Raw genomic sequence first — 24926 nt, 5'->3', positions numbered from 1 at the left:
TGTAATGGTATTCAGCAATATCTTTCTCCGTTATTTAGTTTGCTGACTTCTGCAATTAATTTTCCAGGACTTGCTTAATTCGTCGCTCTAACAAATCAAGATCCAAACTGCCTTCATCACGGTTAATTCGGCGCACAGTTGAATTAACATTAGCTAAATTAACCAATAAATCTTGAAGAATTTCCTGCTGCTGACGAGCTTGGGTAACTTCGCGTGGTTCCTGTACCAAATCACGCACGATGGTATCTTCAGCGCGAGAGGCGATAATTGGATCATTTTGCCCTTGAACATGAACAAAGGTTCGTCGCCCTGGGCCCCGCTCCTCTTCTATTGGTATAACTGCTGTCACTTGGTCAGAACGCACATATTTGCCAAATCCCAAATGGACTAGTTCTGATGAGAGTATTTTCATATAATTGAAGCGTTATCTTTATCTCTTACTTATATTGTAAAATCTAGAAAAGTGACTTGAAGCCATAGAGCATACGGGTTATACCCAATTCAAAGTAGTAGTTTCCTTTCCCAGCTTTTGGGCTTGTTCTGGAGTTTGACCGGAAGAGGCAGGGGGGAAGGGAGCAGTTCTTGCTGGGGGAGCAAGCCCAACACTAGAAGTAGAGCGGAGCGGAACATGGGTACTCCGCCCCGCTCTTCACGGAGCTTGACCGGGGCAGAGTCTGAGCTTCCGTCTCGGTTTTCCCCCTTGCTCCCAGCAAGAACTGCCTACACCACAATAGAATATTTTTTTAGTTGGAAGTCCCTAAGAGGTAAGATAGATTATCAACTGAACAAAAAGTCACGCAATTGCTTACCAATTGCCTCCAAAGAAAAGCACTCCACCACCCGACATCGGGCAAGCTTACCTAGTTCGCGCCCCCAAGCCTGGTTGTCTAAGATACGACCTAGAGTTAAAGCCAGTGCCATAGCATCGCCACGCGGCACTACCAACCCACCCGATGCCTCACCGCCCTCTAGGATATCAGGCACTCCGGGCGCGTCAGTCGCTACCACAGGTAAGCTACAGGACATGGCTTCGATAAGAGCTACGGGAAAGCCTTCGTGTCTGGAGGGGAGAGTATAAACATCAGCAGCCGACAGGTAACGTTGAATTACAGTGCGATCGCGCACATATTCATCTACCCACAGCACCCTATGTAGTTGCATTTCGCCAATCAGTTGATGTAACTTGGCGGCATCGCTGCCTGTTCCTACAAGTAGCAACCACAAGTCTCTTTCAGGGCGATCGCTCAATACCTGCTTCCAAGCATCCAAGAGAATATCCAGACCCTTGCGGTGTATATCAATACGCCCGTGACACACTACCACCTGAGCATTAAGGGGGATATCCAACGCCGTTCTAGCTTCACTACGATCTATAGCCTGCCAATTTATGACATCCAATGGGTTGAAAATTCGTGCTAGCTTTGCAGACGGGATGCCGTAGGAGGACTGCACTCGCTGCACCTCGGTTTGAGTTGCCACAATCAAACCAGCACAAAGTCGCACTGTCAGAGGGCGCAAAGGACGTTCCCATCGTGATAATTGAAAGTCACCTCCCTGGAAAGTTGCAAATACAGGCAAACCGATTAACTTTCCCAAGAGTACGCATACATCAAAACGAGCATATTCGTACTCTTGGCAGAGAATTGCTTGGCAACCTTGGTGCCGCAGTTCCCGCGCCAGTCCGACTAGAGGTGTTGCCAGATAAGGTGATATGTCTTTGAGGATTGCTAAGAGGATGCGGTGGATACCATGAATTTCTCCAATTGCTTCGTTGAGATTCCAAGCATAAGGATTGGGTATATGATGCCGAGCAACGTGGTAAATTTTGGGAGCAGGCAACACACAAATAGTTGCACCTGTAACCTTGTGGGTATAGCGCATAGGTTCAGTAACACGAGCAGAAATACAGAACAGCACCGTCCCCACACCAGCTAGTTTCAAAGCACTGATGTAACCAAACATCCAGCCACCTGTCATCTCGTTGCAAAAAGCCTCAAACGAAACCCCGATGGTGTCCAAAAAGTCTTCGATTAAATCGCCCCAGTGTAGCAAAGCGATTGTCGATTGTAACTGATTATTCATGCTTTTGCCAAACCGATGCGGTTTCTGTACCCATTGAGTGCGGCTGGTGCAGGTAATAACTTAGCCATGTCAGAGGACTAAGCATCTTACACAAAAATTGACGCTGACGGTGAGATAACCGTGAAAATGAAATATCATGACCGAGTACTGTGAGGGGATTGATAAACGTGGCATACTCCTGACAAGGTAAACTTATCAAAACCTGAAGTTCTGTCAAAGTATAGCTACGCCGGACATGACCCCATTCTGCCATAATTTCTGCCTCACTAGGACAGATGGATTTCATAAATTTGTAGTAGGGAAACCGCCAATTTTCATTGGGAGTACTAATCAAAATAAAACCACCTGGTCGCAGCACTCGCAAAGCCTCTGTTATTGCCTTTTGATGATCTGGGACGTGTTCTAAAAGGTCGAACATTGTCACCGCATCAAAGGAGTTATTTTCAAAAGGTAAAGCAGTTGCATCTCCACAGACAAAGCATACCCGTTCTTGTTGGTTGCAGGGAGCTTGAGCATACTCGGGATTTAAGTCTAAGTTGGTAATTTGTGCTTGTGGATATAACAAGGCACTTAAGCCACTTTGTCCACCACCTATTTCGAGAATTATTTGTAATGGTTGGTTGGGAGCAATGTTATGAATAGCACGCATTTTTTCCCGATAAAAAAAGCCTTGGGTGAGTGGTTCGGGGAAAGGATTATGTGCGAGAAACTTTTCTAAAGGTGTTTTATCAGCTTTATTTTGCTTGGATGATAAAGTTAACATAATTAGAATTGGTAATTAATAAACGATATTTTTAATTTTTTGCATTAGCTAATTTGGCACATTCTAATAAAGCTTGCCGCTCTTGAACTTCCATGCAGAGCATTCAAGCTTTTCCTACCCATTTACCGCGCACAAAAGCCCAGGTGATGGCGATATCTGCAAATTTCAGATTGCCGCGTCTAAGTGCAAATTTTAAAGCTTGCTTAAACACATCTACTGAAGAATAAAAAGTAGAATTAATAAACTCAAACAACCAAGTTAAATAAGAATTTGACATGGTTATATTTATAACTTAACTTTTTTTGTTATGTGGTTATGTTTTGGCTGACTGGGGAGGGCTTGAAAAGCTGCAACCTTACGGTTATCCATATAAAATTTGACCCCTGCTAAACATCCAGAAATTTCTGCGAAGAGGGAACTGTGTCTGAATTGAAAGCCTGTTTTAAGTTCTTGTAAAAACCGCTGGTAATAGTAAATTGGCAAAACTAAAAAAAGACGGCGGATATTGCCCCAGTGTTTGTAGTTAGCAAACTGCACTAAAAGCGCTGCAACATGTCCCCGCATATACTGATATGCTTGGTCTTTTAAGCTATCAATGTCTCGGCGATGGTAATGATAAATCACAGCCGTTGGTTCGTAGCGACAAAGCCAGCCTTCTGCAAGAATTCTGTACCAGAATTCGGAATCTTCGCTACATCCAGAAGCTCCTGCTCCAAGACGTTCGTCAAAGTACCCTACCAGATCAAAAGCCTGACGTCGAAATGCCATGTTAGCTCCAGCACCAATTTGCCAAACCGGGACACCTTGAGATTTCATCTCGGTGAAGAACTGAGGATCAAAGGTAACAGTGCGGTATCCCCAACTTGGACCACCAGCACCTCTATGAAAAATTAATTGTGCCTCTGTTTCTAGTTCCGCGGGTAGCATTAACCCAGTGACTACCATGACTTTTGGGTTTTGAAAGCCTTGCTGCAATCGTGCAATCCAATTAGGATGAACCACGACATCATCATCGGTAAAGGCTATGATGTCGCCGATACTGTGGGAAATGCCAGTATTGCGGGCTACACTCAGCCCAGGACGTGGTTCTAAGACATATTGAATATCGGAGAATTGAGCAACTAGTTGATGTGTAACATCGGAATTTGGAACATTATCTACAACTATAATCTGTTGGGGAACCGGGGATAAATTTTGCAGCGATCGCAAACATCTTGCCAACTCCTCTGGTCGGTTGTGCGTACAGACGACTACAGAAACAGTAGCACTTACAGGTTGCGAACAAGTTTCCTGGAGTTCTTTGAGAGGTTGCTTTAATGCCATCAGAAACTGGAAGTTTTCCAGTTTAGACAATTTAGATGTTTTGCTACTGGAGCTAAAAAGGCGATCGCCAACTGCCAAAGCGATGGTTTGTACAGCCAGATTAGCTAGTTGCGTAGCAGGCATTGGTAACTGGGCAGCTAATATCTCTTGATGACCAAGAGGAACGCCTTGCCACCAAAACACCACATAAAGTCCCCCAAGCTCAGGTATTAAGGGTAACTTGGAGAATTTTTGACTCAGTTCTAGGTGTAGAACCTGCCAAGGCCTAAAGGGCTTCATAAGCATCACCTTCACTCATTTGCTCAACGCGCCGTTAACTTCCACAACCAATTCCCTTAAGCGAGACGAAGTTATCAAACAGAATTCAGGAGTTAGGAGCCAGAATTCAGAATTGAATTCTGATAGCGCAGCGATAGCGAGTCTACGAGCGTCACGAAAAAGTGGATGAATAAGCGGCGTTTTTGCACCCCCTCCAAATCATAGATTTGGTGGTCAACTTTCGTAGTGGCGGGTCTGAATCCCCCACTTTCTTGTTCTGACTCCTGACTTCTGACTTCTGAATTCTTCTTCATTTCAATCTACTAGACTTGATATAACAATATGCTAAAAAACTATGTCTTTTTTTGGCGAGATGGCATACCCTTGCGTAAATACCGCCAACTGCAACGTCCTCCTTCCAGTAAGAAAAACTTTATAACTGAACAGATAATTCTCAAGGAGGAATTACATTTAAACGCTTCTTGAATCTGAGCGATCGCCCTACTCAAGTTACCCACAATCAACATTTGCCGTGCTATTTCAATGGCCCAGCGAGCATATTCCTTTCTTGCTTTATTTAAAAGTTCCTGAGCGTGGCGTTTAGGCAAATAGGCGCTCAAGTAGGATTCAATAATCTCAGTTGCTATACGCATATCTCGAACTAACTCACCAGTAGCCGCAGAATTTCCAGTCAGAGAGCCAGAGCGCTTGACGCGATATGCCGCTAGTGGCTCGACTTCAAACCAGACTGGGTAATGGGCAGCAATTCTCACCCACATTTCCCAGTCTTCACCAGCACAGGAAAAACAAGGGTTGAATCCGCCGAGTTTTTCATAGACATCGCGTCGTACCACAATTGAAGGCGTGGTTAGGCGTTGTCCAGCAGCAATTTGCTCCAACCAATTACTGAGAATGCCACTTTCAGGTAGCTCTAAGAGGGAAATGCTTTGCCAGTGTCCTTGCTCATCAATGTAAAGGCTGCGACAGAAGGCAGCGCCTATCTCTGGTTTCTGCTCAAAAGCTTGTTGCAGCTTGCGATAAAAGCCATCACGTACATAATCATCTCCATGTAGCAGATGAATCAATTTGCCACGCGATCGCTGCAAGCAGGTTGCAAAATTTCTGATATAGCCTACGTTTGCTTTCTGTCGGTAGAAACCAACACGGCCTTGTCCCAATTCTTCAACAACTGTAGCTGGATCGTCCTGAGTAGAGCCATCATCAATCACCTCAATCTGCATGACTTCAGCTCCAGGATCTTGAGCTAACACGCTAGCCAATGTCTGGCGCAAATAATTGGCACAATTAAAGGTAGGAATCATTACCGACCACAGAGGGCGGGTCATTCCATCTGGAACGGGTGTAATGGCAGTAGGATAGAAATGTTTCTTACTCATGGAAAATTAAACAAGCATTACTTAATCACACTATTACGCTGCCGTTGTGCCTGTAACCAACGACGCGTGGGTACGGGCAATATCCACCGTCCTATTAGTTTCAATAAATCTTTCATCTGCCTCAGCATATACTGGAATCCTTCTTGTATCAGCATTGCCAAATATTGATTCAGTTCTAACAGGCGGTACAAGATAGGATGGTGATACGGCCAGAGCGCGTGTTGGAGAACCTGCCAGACTTCGGTATCCTCAATTCCTTGTACAGACAAATAATCTGCTAGCCAGTTGAGGTAAGTCAGGCGTGCTAGATTAGGTTGTGAGCCATGCCATTGTCCTGTTTTTGTAGCAACAGAGCAGCATTGATCTGGATGCTGCCGATATCTGCTGTCGTAGGAATCACCTAGCACGAAGACGGGTGACTTGAGATAAATTTTGGCGAAAAAGGCTTGATCCTCATACATACCTCGGAATGTGTCCTCAAATCCACCTATATCTTCGATTACCTGCTTTCGGATGAGAACACTACATATTCCTGGTGTTGGTGTCTGGAATTCGTCTTGCAAGACAAGAACGAGCAAATCTGGCGGTTGCATCAGCGTATTGGACGGAATGCCAACTCTTCGTAGACTGTCGTGCTGAAGGTCTTCTGGATTTCCTGTCCAGCTAAACCAAAACTGAGTAGACCCATAAACCATGCCTGTCTCAGGTTGTAAGTCTAGGATTGCCACCTGTTGTTCTAGTTTGTGCGGCAACCAGACATCATCAGCATCTACGAAGGCGATATATTCACCTTTAGCATTGCTGATACCTAGATTGCGCGCCGCACTCATACCGCAATTCTGGTGTCCTTCATGCTCCAGGTAGCGTACTTTACCAGGGTACTGTTGGGCAAAACCTAGAGCAATAGCAGTGCTGCTGTCGGTTGAGCCGTCGTCTACTAGCAAAAGTTCCCAATTTTTATAGGTCTGAGCAAACACGCTTTCGATCGCTTCCTGGATGAATTTCTCACCATTTAAGAAGATAATGATGCCGGAGACTAATGGCTTGTGAATCATTAGATTTCCACCCTTGTATAAATTCATATTTGTTGAAGCAGTATCGAGCGATCGCTCACTCATCAAACAACCACCCCTTTAGCTGACGAGCAAACTCATCTCCATCCCAATCTTCGACTACAACACGAGGTAGCTGAAAACAGTCGGCGTGTCGCCCGATACTATAAGCAATAGTAGTGGAGCAGGCGCGGGCAAATCCGGCTGCTCGCACAATGGGGATTGTTTCGGCCGTATAATCCCCATAGGGATAAGCGAAACTAGATACTGAGTGTCCTAAAATCTCCTCTAACTCTGCTTTGCCACGCTGGATTTCCTCTTGTTGTAAAGGCGCTGGTAGGGCAGAGAGAAACGGATGTGTTACTGTATGAGCGCCAACTTCTATGAGTCCTCCTTGCTCTAGAACAGATAATTCGGTTGGTGTTAAAGAGCGGTGAGTCAGGCGGTTTGACGGCTTCGCGCCTGTCCATACCAGTAGTTGATCGAGAATCTTTTGTCGTTCGTTTTCCAGCAAAGGGCGCAGTAAAGGATAAAGCGAGCAGTAAAGAGAATGGCGAGGAGTGGGACTATCCTGTCTTGAAGCACGCCAAGAATGATGGTGTTGATAGGACTCCTTGCTGTAGTAGGTCGATGCGCCTAATTCCCATTCATAGCTGCTGCCATTAATCGTGAGAACAAGTTTTTCTGGTAATGTCCCTGGTTGCAGCAACAGCCTTTCTAGTTGATCCCACCAAAATTCATGCTGACTCCCTATATGCCCACTAGTCACAAAGACCGTTGCTGGTTTGTCATAGTGTTCTAATAATGGTTTAGCGTTATCAAGATTATCGGCATAACCATCATCAAAGGTGATCACAAACTGTCGATGTGGATGCTTTCCCTGCTCAAGAGTCTGGGTCAATTGCTGCAACTGTACCACGCGACCAAATCTGTGTAAAACTTCCAAGTGTTCGGCGAAGTGACTTGGGCTAACGCATAGCGACCACGGGTCAGAATCCACTTGAGCAACGCGGTGATAAAGCAGGATGAGTCCGCCTGGTGTGAGTCGTTTTCTGATCCGCCGAGCAGTCTGCCGCAGTTTACTTAAACCAGGTAAGCTAATCATATCACCTCCGATTTCACGGCTCTAACTGTGATAATGACTTCATAATGGCGATCGCGGTGATCTAGTTCTTCTCGGCGTAGTTCTTCTACTGCCAGCCCCTGGAGAAAGGAAATTGCTGCTAGTACATTTCCATAACTCTCGACTTTGACATTAGATTTAGGGAAGACTTCTTCGAATAGCCGTTGTGCTGATAAGCTTGTAAAGCTCCAATACCAAGAACCGTTGTACTCGTCGTCATCGTTGTTGATCTGACTGATGCCAGGAAAGGTAGCCAGCACTACTCCACCTGGTTTGAGGATGCGGTGGATCGTTTTGAGTGCTGCCTTGGTATCGTAAATCATTTGCAGCGTCTGCGTCACTACTAAACAGTCGAAGCTGTCTGATGGAATCTGGTCGGCACAGGTCAAGTCTGCTATAATTGTCGCCTCTAGATTGCCCTCGATGACATCAAGCACATCGCTTTTGACAACGCGATCGCCGCCAAACTTTTGGGTATAGGAGTTGTCTTTAATCTCCAAGACGCGCCCGTGAATGTCTTCAGCATAATCAGCGAGAAAATTTTCAATGTAGTAACGGTCAACCGGATCTCCTCGGTCAAAGCCAAACTCTTGGCTGATAGGTTCTACCCGCCGCAGGCTTCCGAATTTCACCTTCCCCACTGATGGAGGATAGCGATCATCTTGCCTTTGAGCCGCTAGCCAACTGTAGGCAGCAGGCAATGTCCGCCGTGCTATCAGCTTGATTAGATTTTTCATGTCATTCTTTCTTTATGCATTGATTCGATTAAAAGATGACACCCAGACTCAATAGACCATTGAGGTCTAAAACCCAGAGTCGATGTGGCTCTTGATATATCAGCCTGTGAATCCTGAATTTCTCCTAAACGGGGTGAAGCATAATTAATTTTTGCTTTCCATTGGGGGAAGTAAGTTTTCAAAATATCCATAAGTTTGATAATAGAAGTTGACTTTCCTGTACCAACATTACAAGTTAAGCTTGTGCCAGGAGACAAGGGAATAGTTAAGGCATTGGTCAATGCGATCGCTGCATCTCTAACATAAACAAAGTCTCTCGTTTGAGAACCATCGCCATAAATGGTAATGGGAAGATTCTGCTGCATTGCTGTAGCAAATAAGGAAATAACACCAGCGTAATGAGAATCTGGTTTTTGTCGTGGGCCAAATACGTTGAATAAGCGTAGTGCTACAAAGCTAAAGTTAAGTTTTTTGGTAAATAAATTGCCATATTGCTCACTAACTAGTTTGTGCAAACCGTAAGGAGAAGTAGGATAAGAGTCTAGTTCTTCGGTAATTAAGGGCTTTGATACATTTCCATATACAGCAGCCGAGCTAGTAAAGACGAATCTAGGGATATTTAAGGCTTCGCACAGTTGAATGACAGCTATTGTTGTCGAGAGATTATTGTGATGAGTCTCTAGTGGTCGCAACCAAGATTCTCTAACAGATGAAGTTGCTGCCAGGTGGGCAATTCCATCAATACGACTGACAAAATCTTTGGGCTGGCAAGTTAAGATATCTTTTTCCAACAGCTCTAAACGAGGATGCTTAGGCAGATTGAGTTGGCTACCTGTAGTCAAATTATCTACCACAGTTATGCTATGACCTTCTAATAAAAGCTCTTCTACGAGGTGAGAACCAATAAAACCAGCACCACCAGTAATAACAAAATGCATGACTAACGCCTAATGTGAATAGAAAGTTAGCAAATTCTCAAATTCCAACTTATTTAAATTTTTTGCAGTTCAAATGTCAGGTATTGTCCAATCCACGATCGCCGCACAATCTGAAAATTTCCCGCTATCCATTGCTGAATTTCTGATTCTCGAATCCGGACATGATCGCTTTGTAAAGGCCATTTTTGTCTACCGAGACAAGAGAGTTTCTGAACAAATGTGCGTGCCCAATGAGTTACACCCAGATTTATATAGCTTCGAGCCACGAAATCGCGCCAAAGTGGTTCCATATCCTCCAAAATAACTAGGAAACGACCTCCTGCTCGCAGTACTCGATAAACCTCATGAAAAACTTGTTCTGGCTGATGGGCATGATTCATGCTCCAGAAGGACAGTACGGCATCGAACGATTGCTCAGGGAATGGTAGATACTCTCCGATGCCCCGGACAAACAAGGGTTTCGTCTCCATGCAGGGATAACGCTTGGCGATTAATGTCCACTCAGTACCGAGCCATTCTAAGCTCGGTTCCAGCAGGATATATTGCACATCTTTAGGTAGAAAGTGACGCACAACTCCATTTCCTCCACCAATATCTAAGACAAGTCCTGATAGTGTGGCTAAAAGGGGAGCATAGGGGGTGTAATCGTTGGCAAAGCACCATTCTGCATGGAGGGGGATAGCTATCAAGTCACTGTACCATTGCTCCATCTCCTGCTGACGCTCTCCCCACTGATTCCATTCATTTTCTACTAAATGATGGGGGAGAAGGTCGATACAATTTTTCTGAACCTGAGGAAATTTTTGAGCGCATGAGGTACAAGCGATCGCATCAGGATAAAAATTTAGTCTGGCTTGACATAATGGACAAACCAGTAGGTTTTGGAGGAAATCGACATTAGCTGGCTTGGTGAAATCTATCTTTATCTCATTTTTAGACATGATTAATTAAGATTTAAGAAAATTACCTGCGAATCTGCTCAATACGCCTTAAAGAGCGGGAATATTCTCCTAGAATGCCTACAATTCCCCCCCACAATTCTGCTAAAATCATGTTTGGCGGTAAGACATGACGACCCCTCAAACTATTTTTTAATTGCTTCAATTGATCCCTAAACCACCACCAGACAAGACGGCGCAATTTGGAACGTTGGGGAGGGTCACTTTGGTAACATTTAACTACAAAAGCCATGAATCCTAATCCCCAAGTCCAATATTGGCGACGCAGTTGGGTATATTTCCGACGGTGCTGGTGAAACACCAAATATTTGGGTTCGTATACCAGTGGATAACCTGCTCGAATCACCCGATAAAAAATATCCAAATCCCCACCACCTGGCAAAGTTGCTCCTGTATCCAAAGCCTCATCAAAGCAGCCGATTTCTAATAAAATATTCCGGCGCAAACTCATATTGCAACCTGCTCCAAAGATTCCTGCTCCACAAGGGTGTAGCGGATTACCTGGTAAAATTTGACCGTAGCGAATTTTTTCAAAACCGCGACGAAAGCCGCCTCTTTGTTCAAAGAGAATTTGAGCGTCTGCAACTAACTCGTAAGGCAGTACCAGTCCGGTAAAAGCGGCAGCATCAGGATTTTCTGTCCATGCTTCCATCAAACCTTCTAGCCATTTTCGGTCTACAAGAACATCATCATCTAAGTAAGCCACAAGCTCTCCCATTGCTGAATGCAAAGCGCAATTTCGGGCAAAGTTTAAACCAGGTTTTAGTTCTCGAACATAACGGACTTTAGGGAATGAGGCTACTAGTTCTTTGGTGCGTTCATCACTAGGAGCATTATCAATTACCAAAATTTCCCATTTCCACGCAGATGGTTGCAAATTTAGTAAAGATTGCAAGCACCGAGCTAAATTTTCTGGGCGATCTTTGGTACAAATTGCCACCGTTAAAGAAGGCAAAGGTATTTTAAAGAAGAGACTCGCAGGGGTAGTGTCCCCGTGTACCTGTATCCCCGCCTCTTCTTGTTGATGCTCTAAAGCCGTCAATTCTTCCCGAATACTCTCCTGAAGTAGTTTAGCTCCTGCCTCTTCGGCGATAAATTGACTTAGGTTTTCTGGGGTGATTTGACTACTTGCTGGTAGTGCTTTCATCAAAAAACCGATAGGCCGATCTTTGCGTCGCAAAATTATAGCAATACCTGTATCTCTGTTTGAGAGCGATATGGTAGGTAAAGGTTGTGTTACTTCGATTTCTATGATGCTATAGGACATAGTAAAGTTAAGGTTGTTTCCTTAATTGCTAGCATTGCGGTATTGCAAGTGATAAAGCTGGGCAAATAGTCCGTTGATCTTAAGTAACTGTTGAAGATTACCCTGTTCCATCACCCGTCCCTCATCCAACACAACGATCTGATCTGCTTGTTCAATAGTAGATAGGCGGTGGGCGATGACAATAACTGTGCGATCTTGACTGAGGGTATTGAGAGCATCTTGGATTAAGTGTTCGGCAATACTATCGAGAGCATTCGTCGCCTCATCCAAAATCAGAATCTCTGGGTTGCGGACAATAGCACGAGCTAAGGCTATGCGCTGTCTTTGTCCTCCTGAGAGGCGAATTCCGCGATCGCCTACCTTAGTGTCGTAACCTTGAGGTAGTTGACTAATAAATTCATGGGCATTGGCAAGTTTTGCAGCTGCGATAATTTCCTTTTTTGTCGCATCTAACCGACCATAGGCAATGTTCTCCAGCACCGTTGTACTAAACATGTAGATATCCTGACTGACAATGGCAATTTGATTACGCCAGTCAGTTAAATTCAATTCTTTTATGGGGAAATTGTCGATATAAATTTCTCCTGAGCTAGTATCATAAAATCGGCATATCAAGCCAATGATTGTGGATTTACCTGCTCCCGAAGGGCCTACTATAGCAGTGGTTTTACCTCTGGGAATACAAATTGAAATATCTTGAATTGCAAGTTTGTCCTGAGGATTATAGCGAAACTCAACAGATTCAAAATAAATTCCTTGCTCCAAACTTTTAAAAGGAATACTACCAGAATGAATATAAGGTTTATCAGAGGATTCTAAAAGGGACATTACTTCATCTACAGAACTACTTAAAGCCAGTAGACTGACACGAGAGCTATCTAATTGCTGTACCCGAGGTTGTAGGCGATAGAGAATAAATATAAAAGTTAGTAAATTAGGTAATGCATTCCGGTCTATCAACAGTGCAATCACGAGGATTAACATTAGTATAACTGCCGATAAAATTTCAGATATCGGTTCTACTATTCCTGATACAATATCAAGTTTAAAAAATGTATTGACTACCTTATTTGATGCAGTATCAAAAAGCTCTTGTTCATAAGCTTCACGCCCAAAAGCTCTGATAACTTTCATCCCTGAATACCCTTCCCACATCCGTTTTGCCAGAGCAGAATTAGCCTCTACTGCTTGTTCTCCCAGATATTTTACCTGACGTGTAACGAACCTAATCCCAAGAGAAACCAAAATTATTAAGACAGATACTAACAAAGTTAATTGCCATGAAATCAGCAGCAATATAATTGTATAAACAACAACTGTACAGTTAGTGATGATGATCCCAATTAGGGTAGATAAAGCCTGCCCAGTTCGCCAAGTTTCACTAGCCAGCGTGTTCATCAACTCGCTTGATTCATTCTTTTCTAAGAAGCTATAGCTTAAAGTCAACAATTGTTGGAAAATTCCTGATCGCAACCGATGTCTAATTTGTGCATTTAACCAAGCAAATAATATTGAATTACCATAAACCAAGCAGTTTTTAAAAAAAATACTGCCTAAAATACAAAGAGTAATAATTATAAAACGGTTATTCGTTGAAACATGAATAAATATTCGATTGAGAAAATCTACAAAAAAATTGCTGCTTGCAACTGATGAACTTGTCTGAACCACACTTTGCAACAGTGGAATAAATAAGCTGATTCCCAGTCCTTCAAAAAAAGATGATAGTATCCCTAAAATGACAACGATCACTATTGCCATAGGATAATTTTTCAGTAAAGGCAATAGCCTTTTAATTAACTTAATTTCTGGAATTTGAAGTTTTTTACTCAAAATCTTTTTGAGGAACCCTATTCTTAATTGATTGATAATTCAAATGCTTGAGAAAACCGCAAAATTTGCAACCATCTTTGCAATTTAATTTTATCGTATTGCTTCGCCGAGTTTTGCTGTTTGTTAATTTCTATCTGATTCTCTGTAATTGCAATTACAAAATCTACATATGATATTTTATGATATTTTCTAATTTTGAAATATTTATACAAATAGTCATGTTTAAGACCCATGAAAGACATAATTGGTTCAAGTACAATTTTTAAAACAACTTTAATCCAAAACTGGTATTTGAATAATGTAAAAACTTGAATATAGTCTAATTTTATGCCTTTATATCCAAAAATCAGAGTATTCCAATAATCTCCACACTCCTGACTTGCTCTTAATAAGTAGAAATAAAAATTACTAGCAGACAAATTGTAAATATAATTAGGAATTTGTGGATGCCTTTGTCGAAATTCTGCTATCAACAGATTGTAAGATTTTTCCATTGAAAGATAATTACAAGACATACTTCCCTTTACGTGACGGTAACCAATCAAAAATTCTCTTACTACCCCAAACTTATAATGTTCAGCAATACGCAGATAAAGATGCCAATCTTCGCAACCTTGAGCATTATACGCCTTAAACTTGCAGTTGTAAAAACCGACTTTTTCTAAACAAGAGCGCCGTATCAGAGGTGCACTAGAATTGCCTATAAAGTTGGTGTAAACTAGCGCAGGATAAACAATTCCCTCCACAGTAAGGAAATTTTTATAATCTTCAATATTACTTATCCCAAAAATTAAATCGTTTTCATCAATCCTCAGTGACCAGGCGTAGACTAATCCTAGAGATTGGTCTGCTTCCAACATGTATTGCACTTGCTTTTCTAGTTTTTGGGGATACCAAATATCATCGGCGTCAATTGGTGCTATATATTCACCCCTAGACTTTTCAATTGCTAAATTGCGAGCAGCGGCTACCCCTGCATTTTTCTGTTTCAATAGAATTACACGATTGTCTTTCTCAATAAAAGATTTTACGATTTCACCAGTTCTGTCTTCAGATCCGTCATCAACAACTAACACTTCAATATTTATATACGTCTGAGTGAGTATAGAATTCAATGTCCGTTCAATAAAAGTATCAGCATTGTAGGCCGGTACAATAACAGAAACTAAAGGGGATTCTATTATCATGTTGTTAACTGCGCTATAATCTAATAAATCAAGATTTTGTGAACTATTTATATAAGGTTCCTATTTGATTTTTGAACAATCAAGCTGATTAAAAGCTTGATATATAAAGCTTGACTTCTTACATCAATTTCTAGTTACATTAAATGATGTAATTTAAAATGTCAATCTATCTGTAAGACGCAAAAATAAATTTATTTTTGTGTCTTGGCGCAGTACTAGGGATTAGGGAACTTGTTGATCAAAATAGGACAAAATCAAATAAATGATGGGCCATTTCTAATTTAGAACAAGGTGCAATTGCAAGCTTATTAGCTTGATTATCTAAAAATATTGCTTGATTATTATCACTCCCAAAACCACTATCAGGTTGATCGATGGGATTAGCAACAATAGCATCAAGTTTTTTACTCTGTAATTTTTCTAATGCAGGCTTGATAATATCCCCAGTTTGTGCTGCAAAACCAATTAATATCTGATGCGGCTGTTTAAGTTTTGCTAATTGGGCGACTATATCGGGTACAGGTTCTAGGGGTAAAGCTTGGGGGAGCGATCGCTTGGGTAATTTCTCTGTACTATAATCTCGTGGCTTCACATCTGCAACGGCTGCTGACATCACAATGACATCAGCGTTGGGTAAATATTCCAGCATAGCCTGCTGCATTTGCTCGGCACTAATAACGGGAATTGCTTGGACTCCTAATGGTACATCCCAATTAGCTGGGCCATGTACTAGCGTGACACTTGCGCCTCGGTGAAGTGCCGCTTGTGCTAAAGCTAATCCCATTTTACCTGTGGAAGGATTACCAATAAACCTCACTGGGTCAAGATATTCTCGCGTTCCTCCAGCGCTAATTAATACTCGTTTCCCTACTAAATCTCGTTTACCTTGAGTGTGTAACAGCGATTGGATGTGAGCCAAAATTTCTGGAGGTTCTGCTAATCTACCAGCACCGACGCGATCGCACGCTAATAATCCTGATGCTGTATTCATTCCATGATATCGGCTATCTGTCAATAGCTGTTGCCAATTTCGCTGCACTGATAACTGTTCCCACATATCCGTATTCATTGCGGGTGCTAATAACACGGGACAAGTAGAAGCCAGCACGGTATTTGTGAGCAAATTATCCGCCATTCCGTAGGCTAGCTTTGCTAATGTATTAGCTGTTAAGGGGGCAATTACCATGACATCCGCCCATTCACCCAACTCAATATGCAACGGGCGAGAGTGAGTTGGTTGCCAAAAATCATCATCTGTGTAGGCGGGATGACGAGATAGTGTGGCTATTGTCAGAGGTGTGATAAATTCTTGCGCCGAACGGGTGAGGATAACTCGAACCTCCACCCCAGTTTTAAACAGCGTCGAAACTAATGCACAGATTTTGTAGGCGGCGATACCGCCACCTACAGCAATTAGAACTCTGTTCAATTTTGGATTTTGAATTTTGAATTTTGGATTAAGTGGTAAGGGCATTGTAACTCTCAAAGCAACCAGGTAATACATTAACCCTGATAATCTTCGATTTTAGCCAGTTGACCCCAATCTAAAATCTAAAATCTAAAATCCAAAATTGTTACGCTTCATCGTAAGGTTCCAAGTCTAAGAGGTAGATATAGGGTTCAACTAACTCTGGACGCTGAAATGCGATCGCTCGCAATAAATGCCAATCATTTAAACCCTCAAAAGCATTACTATAATTATCTAGCTCCAGACGTGTAGCCAGTTCTTCTACTTCTGCCACAGTCATGGCAGCAATTTCTTTCCTGGAAATGCTTAGAGTTGTCATAATGCTTGCCCCTCCCTTATGCAGCACTCGCCTTCAGCATGGGTTAAGTTGCGCTCTTTCGCAGCCACCCAATATATATTACTCATTAGAAGTCATTAATTTCGTGAAAATTGTCAGAATTTGTACCATAATTTATAAAAAATTCGTAATCCTGACTAAGCAATTGTATTTACAACGAAATTTCGTAGCACCTCTAACGTTTGTGGATTTATTTCATGCCCCATATCAAATTCGTGGTATTCTACTGCCACTTTTAGAGACTTGAGGGTTTCTTGTGCCTTCAAAGCAGCTTGCAGGGGCACAACTTCATCATATCTCCCATGAGTGATTAAAGTTGGCGGAATCCCTTTTTGATCTGCCGTTACTGCATCAGGATGTAAATACCCACTCATAACAGCCAAACCTGCTAAAGGCAATTTTGAACCGACATCTAAAGTCATTGCCCCGCCTTGAGAAAACCCACTTAAAATGGTGCGTGACAAAGGTACGCCAGTGGTACTTTCTAAAGATTGCAAAAAATCTATTAGCAGTTGCCGACTTTCTGGCAATCCTTGATACATATTCTCCACCCGTAGGTCATACCATGCCCTCCCTATTGGAGAATAGGGATAAGGATAAGGTGCATTGGGTAATACGAATTGGTAATCGGGTAAGTTGAGCAAAGGTAACAAAGATGCTACATCCTCAGCATTAGCACCCCAACCATGCAAGGTGACAATTAAGCCGGAGGGGGGTTGAGAATCTCTCTTAACGGTGATAGCTTGTAAAGACAGAGGTTTACTCCTAAAATTATCTTTTTGTACATAGATCCTATCTCTTCAAGTGGACTTAGTATTTAGCAGTATTTGTTGCCTGCCTAAAGAATAAACCTCTTGCATAAATCAAAAAGGAGTACCAATATTGTTTGTAAACTCCCTCCGGTAAAGAATTCCACGCGCGATCGCTTGTTATAATTGCATTGATAAATCGGATGCGAGTTGCTATTTTAGACACCTCACAATCCGACCATTTTCTCTTTTCTCTGCTTAGAGTGATAGAGCGCTAATCACAATTAAACAACCACAAAATTGTTTGTGGTTAGTACCAACCCACTCGAAAGTTGTCCAAATTGTACCTGAGTAAAGGCACTTGCACTGCCATCTTGATCAAAGAACAATGCACCTGTAGCATCGTTGTAAATAAATCGCTGAGTGCTAGTGGTTGCAGATGCTCCGATGCTAAACTGATTTGTCTGAAGTGAACCTGGTGATAACCCGCCACCAAAGCCAGCAGCCGATACTTGAATAAGTTCATTAGTTGCATCGAAGTTATACAGTCTATCAATGCCTTCATTGAAACTATTGAAAGCAATAGTCATCTCCTTCACCGCCGTTGAGGGAATCATTGCCCGTACCACCGTTGAGGAGATCATCCCCTTCACCACCAATGAGAGTATCATTGCCCGTACCACCACGCAGCAGGTCGTCACCACTCAAGCCATCGATTTTGTCATTACCCCCTTGACCATTCACCACATCATTTGGGTTGTCGAAACCTGTAATCTTGTTGTCAAGGTCATTGAGGAATGTCACTGTGTTCTTATTGAACAGGTTAGTTTGAGTGGAGTTGGCATTAAACACATCAAAACTGTCGGTGATGCTGGTTTGTCCATTAAACAGGATATTGCCAATAGCAGGTTGTGAAGAAGTTGCTGGCAGATTATCCAGGTTTTCTAATTGGAAGTTTTGAAGGATAACTTTTGAAAAAGCCTGCCCTTCAAAGGTGATTTCCAGATTGCTGCCGTTTTGAGTAAGCAGCAGATATTGAGGAGTATAATAATAGCCTTGGAATTGGATGGTATCCACTTCGGCAATGACTGCTGCTGAGGGAGTTATACCCTTACCTACGCCACCAAAATCAGTAATAATATCGGTGTTGCTATTAGAGTAATAGTTTAAGTTGTAGACAAATTTATCCTTGCCACCGCCACCAGTCAGACTATCGTTATCCTGATCAACAAATGAGTCGTTACCATTACCATTACCATTAATTGTATCTGCGCTGTTAGTGCCGACTAGGGTATCATTCCCCTTGATTCTAATGATATTTGCCATAATTTTTTCCTACCTGAATCGATTTTTCGAGTAAATTAAGTTCTCAAGTTGCAGTTAAGGCTGTATAGCACAAAAATTAGCCGAATGTTGACATTTAGACGTTCTTTCATGTCAACCTTGAGAGTTACAAATTTTTCTTTGAAGATTGTCTCTTTGACTTACAGAGAAGCCAGTACGCCTTTGTGGTTTACCGATTGTAGCCCTACAGGTATGATTAAGGCTTGAGGAGTTAGAGAACGTCCTAGCGCACTAAGCAGTCATGAATATGAGACTTTTGTTCGGGATTTATCAAATGCTGATGAGCGCGTTCAGTCCAGTTAATATTGCTAACTCTTCCATCCGATACTAGAAAATAAATGCAGAAACTAGATTGTGGGCGATCCTCGGTTGAATAGGTAGCTATGATTCCTTTGATGTTGAAGCAACTTGCGTAATTAAAATTACCTATCTAAAACTTTTCAGGCATCCTCTTAAAATAGATAAGAAAAGTTTTTAAATAATAACTAACTTAATATACAATAAATAAAAATGCTATTTCACTAAGAAATATTTACCAAGTTTATCTATTAAAAATTAAGTTTTTATGCTTTTGTTAGTGCCATTAAATTCAGATTATAAATTGTTTTTTCCTTACTAACTAATTTAGATTCTTCTGATTCTTAATAAAAATTTATGAATTTAATCCAGCCTGTTGAAAGATTGCATGCGGGGTAATTTCCAATTCTGGTAGCAAATCATCAGTAATTATTTGATGAGATCGATAAGTAATCGGTAAGGAAGATGGCGCAAATACAGTTACAGTTCTAGCTTTTGTATCAACCACCCAAACACGAGAAACATCAGCTTTCAGATAATCAGTCGATTTTTCGGCAATTTCACCAAAAGTTTGACCAGGTGAAATGATTTCGATGATTAATTCAGGTGCGACAGGACAAGCTTCGTCTAATAGCCAATCAGCAGGAAGACGGTTATAAGAAATATAGATCAGATCGGCCACAGGCATCCAATCTTGTTGATTTCGTGTTAGTTTAATTGCCCATTCAATCACAACCCGACCTTTTGCTTGTGCCCATGTAGACAGTAGTATAAATAAAGCACCAGTAGTCGAGCCATGAAAAAATTTTGGTGACATCTCATTATCTTTATATTTGGGTACAGCTTCACCGTTAACAAACTCGTATGTAATATCTCCTTCGGGAAGTGCAAGAAATTCTTCTAGGGTGAGGCGTTGATTAGAAGACTGAACCATAGGTGTTATGTGGGTAAAAGATGCTTACTTTTAGTTTAGGCGATCGCAAATATTAGAGACTAAGCCTACTTATTCCTTATTTCCAGCATTTTCGACAGTTCTGACTCTGAGGGATGTAACCATATAAATTACACAAGTCAATATTATTCCTCATGGTCTTGAAGTGAACCAAGGCTTATGCAAAACTTGAGATCCTTTGCTTCACAGCCTACTTTTAAGGAATCGATCAATGGCGCGTCTAGCCCTGCTGAGTGTATCTAACAAAACTGGTTTAATTGACCTAGCCCGTAGCTTGGTTGAAGAATTCGACTTTGATTTAATCAGCAGTGGGGGAACAGCCCAAGCACTCAAAGATGCGGGACTCCCTGTCACCAAAGTTGCAGATTATACAGGTTCACCAGAAATTTTAGGTGGTCGAGTTAAAACGCTACATCCCCGAATTCATGGCGGAATTTTGGCGCGGCGAGATGTTCCCCAAGATATTACAGATTTAGAAAATAACCAAATTCGCCCGATTGATTTAGTGGTGGTGAATCTATATCCTTTTGAGGAAACCATCGCTAAACCAGGGGTGACATTATTAGAAGCTGTAGAACAAATTGATATCGGCGGGCCTGCTATGCTGCGGGCATCATCGAAAAACTTCGCTCATCTGGCTGTATTATGCGATCCAGCACAGTATGGCGAGTATTTACAGGAATTGCGGCAAAATAACGGCGAAGCATCCCTAGAGTTTCGGCAAAAGGCGGCATTAAAAGGATTTTCGCACACTGCTAGTTACGATCGCGCGATAGCATCTTACCTCTCAGAAGCACAGCAATATACTCTTAGCGGCACACAATTGCAATCTCTGCGTTACGGTGAAAACCCTCATCAACCCGCCACCTGGTATCAACCTGGTACTACTCCAACAGGATGGACATCTGCAACAAAACTGCAAGGCAAAGAACTTAGTTACAATAACTTAGTGGATTTAGAAGCCGCACGCCGAATTATTGCTGAGTTCACTGATACTCCAGCTGCAACGATAATTAAACATACAAATCCCTGTGGTACGGCATTGGGAAGCAATATTTCAGAAGCTTACCAAAAAGCTTTTAATGCTGATTCTACTTCTGCTTTTGGTGGTATTGTCGCACTCAACCGTCCTATAGATGCGGCTACAGCCAGCGAGTTAACCAAAACATTTTTAGAGTGTGTGGTTGCACCAAGTTGTGATGCAGAAGCTCAAGAAATCTTGGCTAAGAAATCTAACGTGCGGGTTTTGACTCTAGCTGATTTGAGCAGTGGCCCTAAGGATACAGTGAAAGCGATCGCAGGTGGTTTTCTTGTCCAAGCTAGCGATGACATTATTGCTGACACCAGTCAATGGCAAATAGTTACCGAACGTCAACCCACCGACAGCGAATTAGCCGAATTACTGTTTGCTTGGAAAGTTTGCAAACACGTTAAATCTAATGCCATTGTTGTAACAAGCGATCGCACTACACTAGGAGTAGGTGCTGGTCAAATGAACCGCGTCGGCTCGGTTAAAATTGCCCTAGAACAAGCTGGAGAAAAAGCCAAAGGTGCAATTCTCGCCAGCGATGGATTTTTCCCCTTCGATGATTCTGTGAAAACAGCCGCAGCAGCAGGAATTACAGCCATTGTCCAACCAGGGGGAAGTGTACGCGATAAAGATTCAATCAAAGCTGCTAACGAACTGGGTTTAGTGATGGTATTAACTGGTATACGTCACTTTTTACACTAAAACAGTCACAGTAAAATGTACACTTTAGAAAGTGTCACATAAGATGCTTGCTTTCTGATTGAATTAATGATATGTTTTAGTCGTGTGTGAGGAGCAAGTTAAAAGTAAAAAGCGCCTGGGGTGGAAACACGGCAACACTCCCAAGCGCTTTTTAATTTGTCAAAAAATTTCACTCAATATACTTGCCATTTGATAGAAGTAGTGATAATGTTTATTTGTGTGTGAGGAGCAAGTTAAGAATAAAAAATGCCTGGGGTGGAAACACGGCAACACTCCCAGGCATTTTTTAATTTATATATACAAATATAAAAATTGGATTGTAGGTGCAGTTTTGAAAGTGTCACTCAATATACTCGCCTTTTGATAGAAACAGTGATATTATCTAATTGTGTGAGGAGCAAGTTAAAAATAAAAAGCGTTTGGGGTGGAAACACGGCAACACTCCCAGGCGCTTTTTAATTGGTATGCAAAAAAAAGTCCTTGCAGATTCGCCAGAATTATTGAGATAATCACCTACAGTCCAAAATCTAATCAACCCCACCCCAATAAGAAATCTAGGTGCAAAATAGTCGGCTGACTCAACAAATTCAGTTCATCATCGAGATTGACCAATTGAAACAGGTGATGCGCCAAACCCTACTCACTGATGGATCACGCCGAGAAAATAGTGCAGAACATTCTTGGCATTTAGCGGTGATGACAAGTGTATTAGCAGAATATGCCCCGGAGGGTGTTGATATATTCCATGCCATCAAAATGCTGCTAATTCACGATTTGGTAGAAATTGATGCAGGTGATACCTTCTGCTACGATGTGCAGGGTAATGACAGCAAGGCAGAACGAGAAGCACAAGCAGCGTTACGCTTATTTGGACTTTTGCCAGCAGATCAAGGTAAGGAGTTGCGTTTACTCTGGGATGAGTTTGAAGCGGGAGAAACAACTACTGCCAAGTTTGCCGCAGCCCTAGACCGTATACAGCCTTTGCTGCACAATCAAAAAACTCAGGGCGGCAGTTGGCGCATTCATGGCATTAGGCGCGATCAGGTGATGAAACGAGTAGCGCCAGTAGAAACAGGTGCGCCAGAACTGTGGCCGTTTGTTTTACAACTGATTGATGATTGTGTGACAGCAGGATATCTTAAAGAAACTTCTACTCTCAAGATTTAGGGCTGATGCGCCAAAATTGCTTCCCACTCAGATTGCGAGAGGGGTTTCAACTCTATTTGCATATCAAAACAATCGCTAGCTGCGGCAACTAAAGCTGCAATAATATTTTCCACACTCAGACTTTGAGGCAGTTGTACAGTTGTAAAAGATTCTGCGCCAAATACTTGAGCAAACAGTTCAGCATCGGGTTGCAAACGGATAGAACCATGTTGCAAAATTACCGCACCACGCCGCAGTTGAGCGCTACCAATGAGTTTGGTACTATCTGGCAAAACTAAATCTGCACTGGTAGCAGTACCAAAACAATTAGGGTTATGGATGTAACCTCGCCCTTCTGTACCGTAATGTAATTCTACGTTGAGCGATCGCCATCCTTGAATCAAAAACTCACAAATTTTTTCGTACACTTGGAGGCGACTACCTGTAAATCCAGATGTGACTACAGCGTAAGTTAAATCACCTTGGTGTAACACCGCTCGTCCACCAGTGGGACGCCGCACTAAATCCAGTTTTTGCCCTTGCCAAGTTAAATGTTGCCAATATTCAGGATATTGGCGTTGATGATAGCCGAGAGAAATGGCAGGTGGCGACCAGGTATAAAAGCGCAGAGTTGGCGGGTGCTTTCCCGAATAGTGCTGTTCTAGCAACCATCGGTCAATCGCCATCTGCACATTGCCGTCTGCCTCTAGCAAAGGAATTAGTCGCCAAACCTGATTAGTATGCATCCGATGCAACAGTTACCCCATCTAAAATCCAAGTTGCGCTGAAAGCACACCAAAGGTGCGACCTAAAATCCAAAATTCCTTAAGTTGCACCAAATTCAGATTGTAAAGCTTCATCGTTATTATCAGCGATCGTTGCCACAATGGTAATGAGTCGAGATACTTCGCCTGGAGATAACTCAGCTAAGGTGCGTGTTGATATTACAACCACCTGGTTTTCAATAATACCGAAACGCGCTTCAAATGTACTAGAGCAGTTTAACTCTAAAAGATACCGCATTAACTTAGGTTCATCCTTTGCAGGTAAATTTAGCACCGCAGACCAAACCGTTATGGTGTCTTCATCGGTTGTCCCGTTGAGTTGGACAAATACTTCCACACTTCCGTACTTAAACTTCCAGAGATGACCACCCTCTGGAGTGCGCTTAACCATCGCACTGTCATCTTGTTCCAAAGAATCGATGACATTCTCAATTACCTCCAGATGGTTAATGCTTGCCGTCTCGGCAATTAGCTCATTAATGGATTCGTTACTAGGTACGGTTTCTTGGTAGCTTGTCATAGAGATTTTTTCCTCAACATACTTGCTGTCTTATCTACACATACTTTATAACTTGTGGAGGTAGTTAGTTTTAGCCTCCTTTTGGTCTACTTTCCAAAAGCCTAAAGTGTAGGGGTGCGATCACGATCGTGAAGTTGCGATCCAAAAGCCTATTTTCAGTGTGTTTCAGGTAACTGTGACACACTATTTTTATTTTTATAATAAACAAACCTTAGCATAGGATAAATAGTAACTAATGTCAGACATAACTAATGTTTTAGCAATCGCGGCAGGTGCGGTTCCTGGGGCGTTATCTCGGTTTCATATTACAGAATGGACAAAAGCTAAATTGGGGACAAAATTTCCCTACGCAACATTTGCTATTAATTTGATTGGATGTTTAGCGATGGGCTTCTTTTTCACGATTTCCCAAGGAATTGGATTTACTTATTAGAACTTGATTTTTAGGTTATTACACCACTTTTTCAACCTATGGGTTTGATACTTTAACTTTATGGCGTAGCAAACGAACCGTTGCCACAGCTTTTTATTGGGCTGGGAGTGCAATTTTAGCTTTGGGAGCAGTGATTGTTGGAGTAGCGATCGCCAAGCTTTTCGTATTGGCTTTTCCGCACATTCTTAATTAACGTGTCTGGCTGTCTATTGATTGCTTATACTATTTCAATTGATGATTGCAA

26 protein-coding genes are annotated in these 24926 nt (G+C 42.1%); 3 read left to right on the top strand and 23 right to left on the bottom strand.

The features are described 5' to 3' along the window. Nucleotides 1-55 precede the first annotated feature (55 nt). The 21 genes from RMZ43_RS17465 to RMZ43_RS17365 form a co-directional block, all read right to left on the bottom strand. The gene (locus RMZ43_RS17465; RefSeq protein WP_104900334.1) at nucleotides 56-412 is read right to left on the bottom strand and encodes a hypothetical protein; all 357 of its coding nucleotides are present in this window, start codon (nucleotides 410-412) and stop codon (nucleotides 56-58) included. 365 nt (nucleotides 413-777) lie between these two features. Further along, a complete protein-coding gene (locus RMZ43_RS17460) occupies nucleotides 778-2082 on the bottom strand; it encodes a glycosyltransferase family 4 protein (RefSeq protein ID WP_322647304.1) in 1305 nt (434 codons plus the stop codon). Further along, nucleotides 2075-2845 carry a class I SAM-dependent methyltransferase gene (locus RMZ43_RS17455; protein WP_322656108.1) on the bottom strand — a complete coding sequence of 257 codons (771 nt, stop codon included), beginning with the start codon at nucleotides 2843-2845 and terminating at the stop codon, nucleotides 2075-2077. The genes RMZ43_RS17460 and RMZ43_RS17455 overlap by 8 nt, the downstream gene beginning before the upstream one ends. Nucleotides 2846-2948: 103 nt before the next feature. After that, nucleotides 2949-3122 carry a hypothetical protein gene (locus RMZ43_RS17450; RefSeq protein WP_322656107.1) on the bottom strand — a complete coding sequence of 58 codons (174 nt, stop codon included), beginning with the start codon at nucleotides 3120-3122 and terminating at the stop codon, nucleotides 2949-2951. Between the two features lie 8 nt (nucleotides 3123-3130). Further along, the gene (locus RMZ43_RS17445) at nucleotides 3131-4447 is read right to left on the bottom strand and encodes a glycosyltransferase family 2 protein (protein WP_322656106.1); all 1317 of its coding nucleotides are present in this window, start codon (nucleotides 4445-4447) and stop codon (nucleotides 3131-3133) included. Nucleotides 4448-4539: 92 nt separating this feature from the next. Beyond that, nucleotides 4540-4740, bottom strand: coding sequence for a hypothetical protein (locus RMZ43_RS17440; RefSeq protein ID WP_322647300.1), 201 nt, complete (start codon nucleotides 4738-4740; stop codon nucleotides 4540-4542). A 39-nt stretch (nucleotides 4741-4779) separates the two neighbouring features. After that, nucleotides 4780-5823, bottom strand: a complete 1044-nt coding sequence (locus RMZ43_RS17435; RefSeq protein ID WP_322656105.1) for a glycosyltransferase family 2 protein — start codon at nucleotides 5821-5823, stop codon at nucleotides 4780-4782. A gap of 17 nt (nucleotides 5824-5840) precedes the next feature. Beyond that, complete coding sequence (locus tag RMZ43_RS17430; RefSeq protein WP_322656104.1) at nucleotides 5841-6941, bottom strand: glycosyltransferase family 2 protein; 1101 nt, start codon at nucleotides 6939-6941, stop codon at nucleotides 5841-5843. Then, nucleotides 6934-7980, bottom strand: a complete 1047-nt coding sequence (locus RMZ43_RS17425; protein WP_322656103.1) for a polysaccharide deacetylase family protein — start codon at nucleotides 7978-7980, stop codon at nucleotides 6934-6936. Before RMZ43_RS17425 ends, RMZ43_RS17430 begins: the two co-directional genes overlap by 8 nt. Further along, a complete protein-coding gene (locus RMZ43_RS17420; RefSeq protein ID WP_322656102.1) occupies nucleotides 7977-8735 on the bottom strand; it encodes a methyltransferase domain-containing protein in 759 nt (252 codons plus the stop codon). Before RMZ43_RS17420 ends, RMZ43_RS17425 begins: the two co-directional genes overlap by 4 nt. Continuing rightward, a complete protein-coding gene (locus RMZ43_RS17415) occupies nucleotides 8732-9673 on the bottom strand; it encodes an NAD-dependent epimerase/dehydratase family protein (protein WP_322656101.1) in 942 nt (313 codons plus the stop codon). The genes RMZ43_RS17420 and RMZ43_RS17415 overlap by 4 nt, the downstream gene beginning before the upstream one ends. 53 nt (nucleotides 9674-9726) lie before the next feature. Next, entirely contained in the window at nucleotides 9727-10614 is an 888-nt protein-coding gene (locus tag RMZ43_RS17410) for a class I SAM-dependent methyltransferase (protein WP_322656100.1), read from the bottom strand. Between the two features lie 22 nt (nucleotides 10615-10636). Next, a complete protein-coding gene (locus tag RMZ43_RS17405) occupies nucleotides 10637-11899 on the bottom strand; it encodes a glycosyltransferase family 2 protein (RefSeq protein ID WP_322656099.1) in 1263 nt (420 codons plus the stop codon). Between the two features lie 21 nt (nucleotides 11900-11920). Beyond that, nucleotides 11921-13660 (bottom strand): ABC transporter ATP-binding protein, encoded by a 1740-nt coding sequence (locus RMZ43_RS17400; RefSeq protein ID WP_322656098.1) that lies wholly within the window; start codon nucleotides 13658-13660, stop codon nucleotides 11921-11923. A 95-nt stretch (nucleotides 13661-13755) separates the two neighbouring features. After that, nucleotides 13756-14919: a glycosyltransferase family 2 protein gene (locus tag RMZ43_RS17395; RefSeq protein WP_322656097.1), complete on the bottom strand. Its 1164-nt coding sequence runs from the start codon at nucleotides 14917-14919 to the stop codon at nucleotides 13756-13758. Between the two features lie 238 nt (nucleotides 14920-15157). Continuing rightward, nucleotides 15158-16393 (bottom strand): bifunctional phosphopantothenoylcysteine decarboxylase/phosphopantothenate--cysteine ligase CoaBC, encoded by a 1236-nt coding sequence (gene coaBC, locus RMZ43_RS17390; RefSeq protein ID WP_322656096.1) that lies wholly within the window; start codon nucleotides 16391-16393, stop codon nucleotides 15158-15160. A gap of 100 nt (nucleotides 16394-16493) precedes the next feature. Continuing rightward, nucleotides 16494-16706 (bottom strand): protein IsiD, encoded by a 213-nt coding sequence (gene isiD / locus RMZ43_RS17385; protein WP_100897932.1) that lies wholly within the window; start codon nucleotides 16704-16706, stop codon nucleotides 16494-16496. Nucleotides 16707-16861: 155 nt separating this feature from the next. Beyond that, nucleotides 16862-17464 carry an alpha/beta hydrolase gene (locus RMZ43_RS17380; protein ID WP_322647385.1) on the bottom strand — a complete coding sequence of 201 codons (603 nt, stop codon included), beginning with the start codon at nucleotides 17462-17464 and terminating at the stop codon, nucleotides 16862-16864. Between the two features lie 293 nt (nucleotides 17465-17757). Beyond that, nucleotides 17758-18063, bottom strand: coding sequence for a hypothetical protein (locus RMZ43_RS17375; RefSeq protein ID WP_322656095.1), 306 nt, complete (start codon nucleotides 18061-18063; stop codon nucleotides 17758-17760). Next, a complete protein-coding gene (locus RMZ43_RS17370) occupies nucleotides 18044-18799 on the bottom strand; it encodes a calcium-binding protein (RefSeq protein ID WP_322656094.1) in 756 nt (251 codons plus the stop codon). Before RMZ43_RS17370 ends, RMZ43_RS17375 begins: the two co-directional genes overlap by 20 nt. A gap of 670 nt (nucleotides 18800-19469) precedes the next feature. After that, entirely contained in the window at nucleotides 19470-20048 is a 579-nt protein-coding gene (locus RMZ43_RS17365; protein ID WP_322656093.1) for a Uma2 family endonuclease, read from the bottom strand. 229 nt (nucleotides 20049-20277) lie between these two features. Between RMZ43_RS17365 and purH the strand changes: the two genes are divergently transcribed. Continuing rightward, nucleotides 20278-21798, top strand: a complete 1521-nt coding sequence (gene purH / locus RMZ43_RS17360) for a bifunctional phosphoribosylaminoimidazolecarboxamide formyltransferase/IMP cyclohydrolase (protein WP_322656092.1) — start codon at nucleotides 20278-20280, stop codon at nucleotides 21796-21798. Between the two features lie 558 nt (nucleotides 21799-22356). Then, on the top strand, nucleotides 22357-22965 hold the full coding sequence (locus RMZ43_RS17355) for an HD domain-containing protein (RefSeq protein WP_322656091.1): 609 nt from the start codon (nucleotides 22357-22359) through the stop codon (nucleotides 22963-22965). Here RMZ43_RS17355 and RMZ43_RS17350 read toward each other — a convergent pair. Both RMZ43_RS17350 and RMZ43_RS17345 read right to left on the bottom strand, forming a co-directional pair. Then, nucleotides 22962-23690 (bottom strand): lipoate--protein ligase family protein, encoded by a 729-nt coding sequence (locus tag RMZ43_RS17350; RefSeq protein ID WP_322647284.1) that lies wholly within the window; start codon nucleotides 23688-23690, stop codon nucleotides 22962-22964. The two genes, RMZ43_RS17355 and RMZ43_RS17350, sit on opposite strands and share 4 nt — an antisense overlap. A 79-nt stretch (nucleotides 23691-23769) precedes the next feature. Next, nucleotides 23770-24249, bottom strand: coding sequence for a YbjN domain-containing protein (locus RMZ43_RS17345; RefSeq protein ID WP_322647283.1), 480 nt, complete (start codon nucleotides 24247-24249; stop codon nucleotides 23770-23772). A gap of 235 nt (nucleotides 24250-24484) precedes the next feature. Between RMZ43_RS17345 and RMZ43_RS17340 the strand changes: the two genes are divergently transcribed. Further along, a complete protein-coding gene (locus RMZ43_RS17340; protein WP_322656090.1) occupies nucleotides 24485-24682 on the top strand; it encodes a fluoride efflux transporter FluC in 198 nt (65 codons plus the stop codon). The last annotated feature ends 244 nt before the right edge of the window (nucleotides 24683-24926 follow it).

This window comes from Nostoc sp. CmiVER01 (assembly GCF_034531135.2).
In the GTDB taxonomy this organism is placed as follows: domain Bacteria; phylum Cyanobacteriota; class Cyanobacteriia; order Cyanobacteriales; family Nostocaceae; genus Nostoc.
The sequence above is the reverse complement of the archived record's forward strand: the minus strand, read 5'-3'. Positions and strand labels throughout refer to the sequence as shown.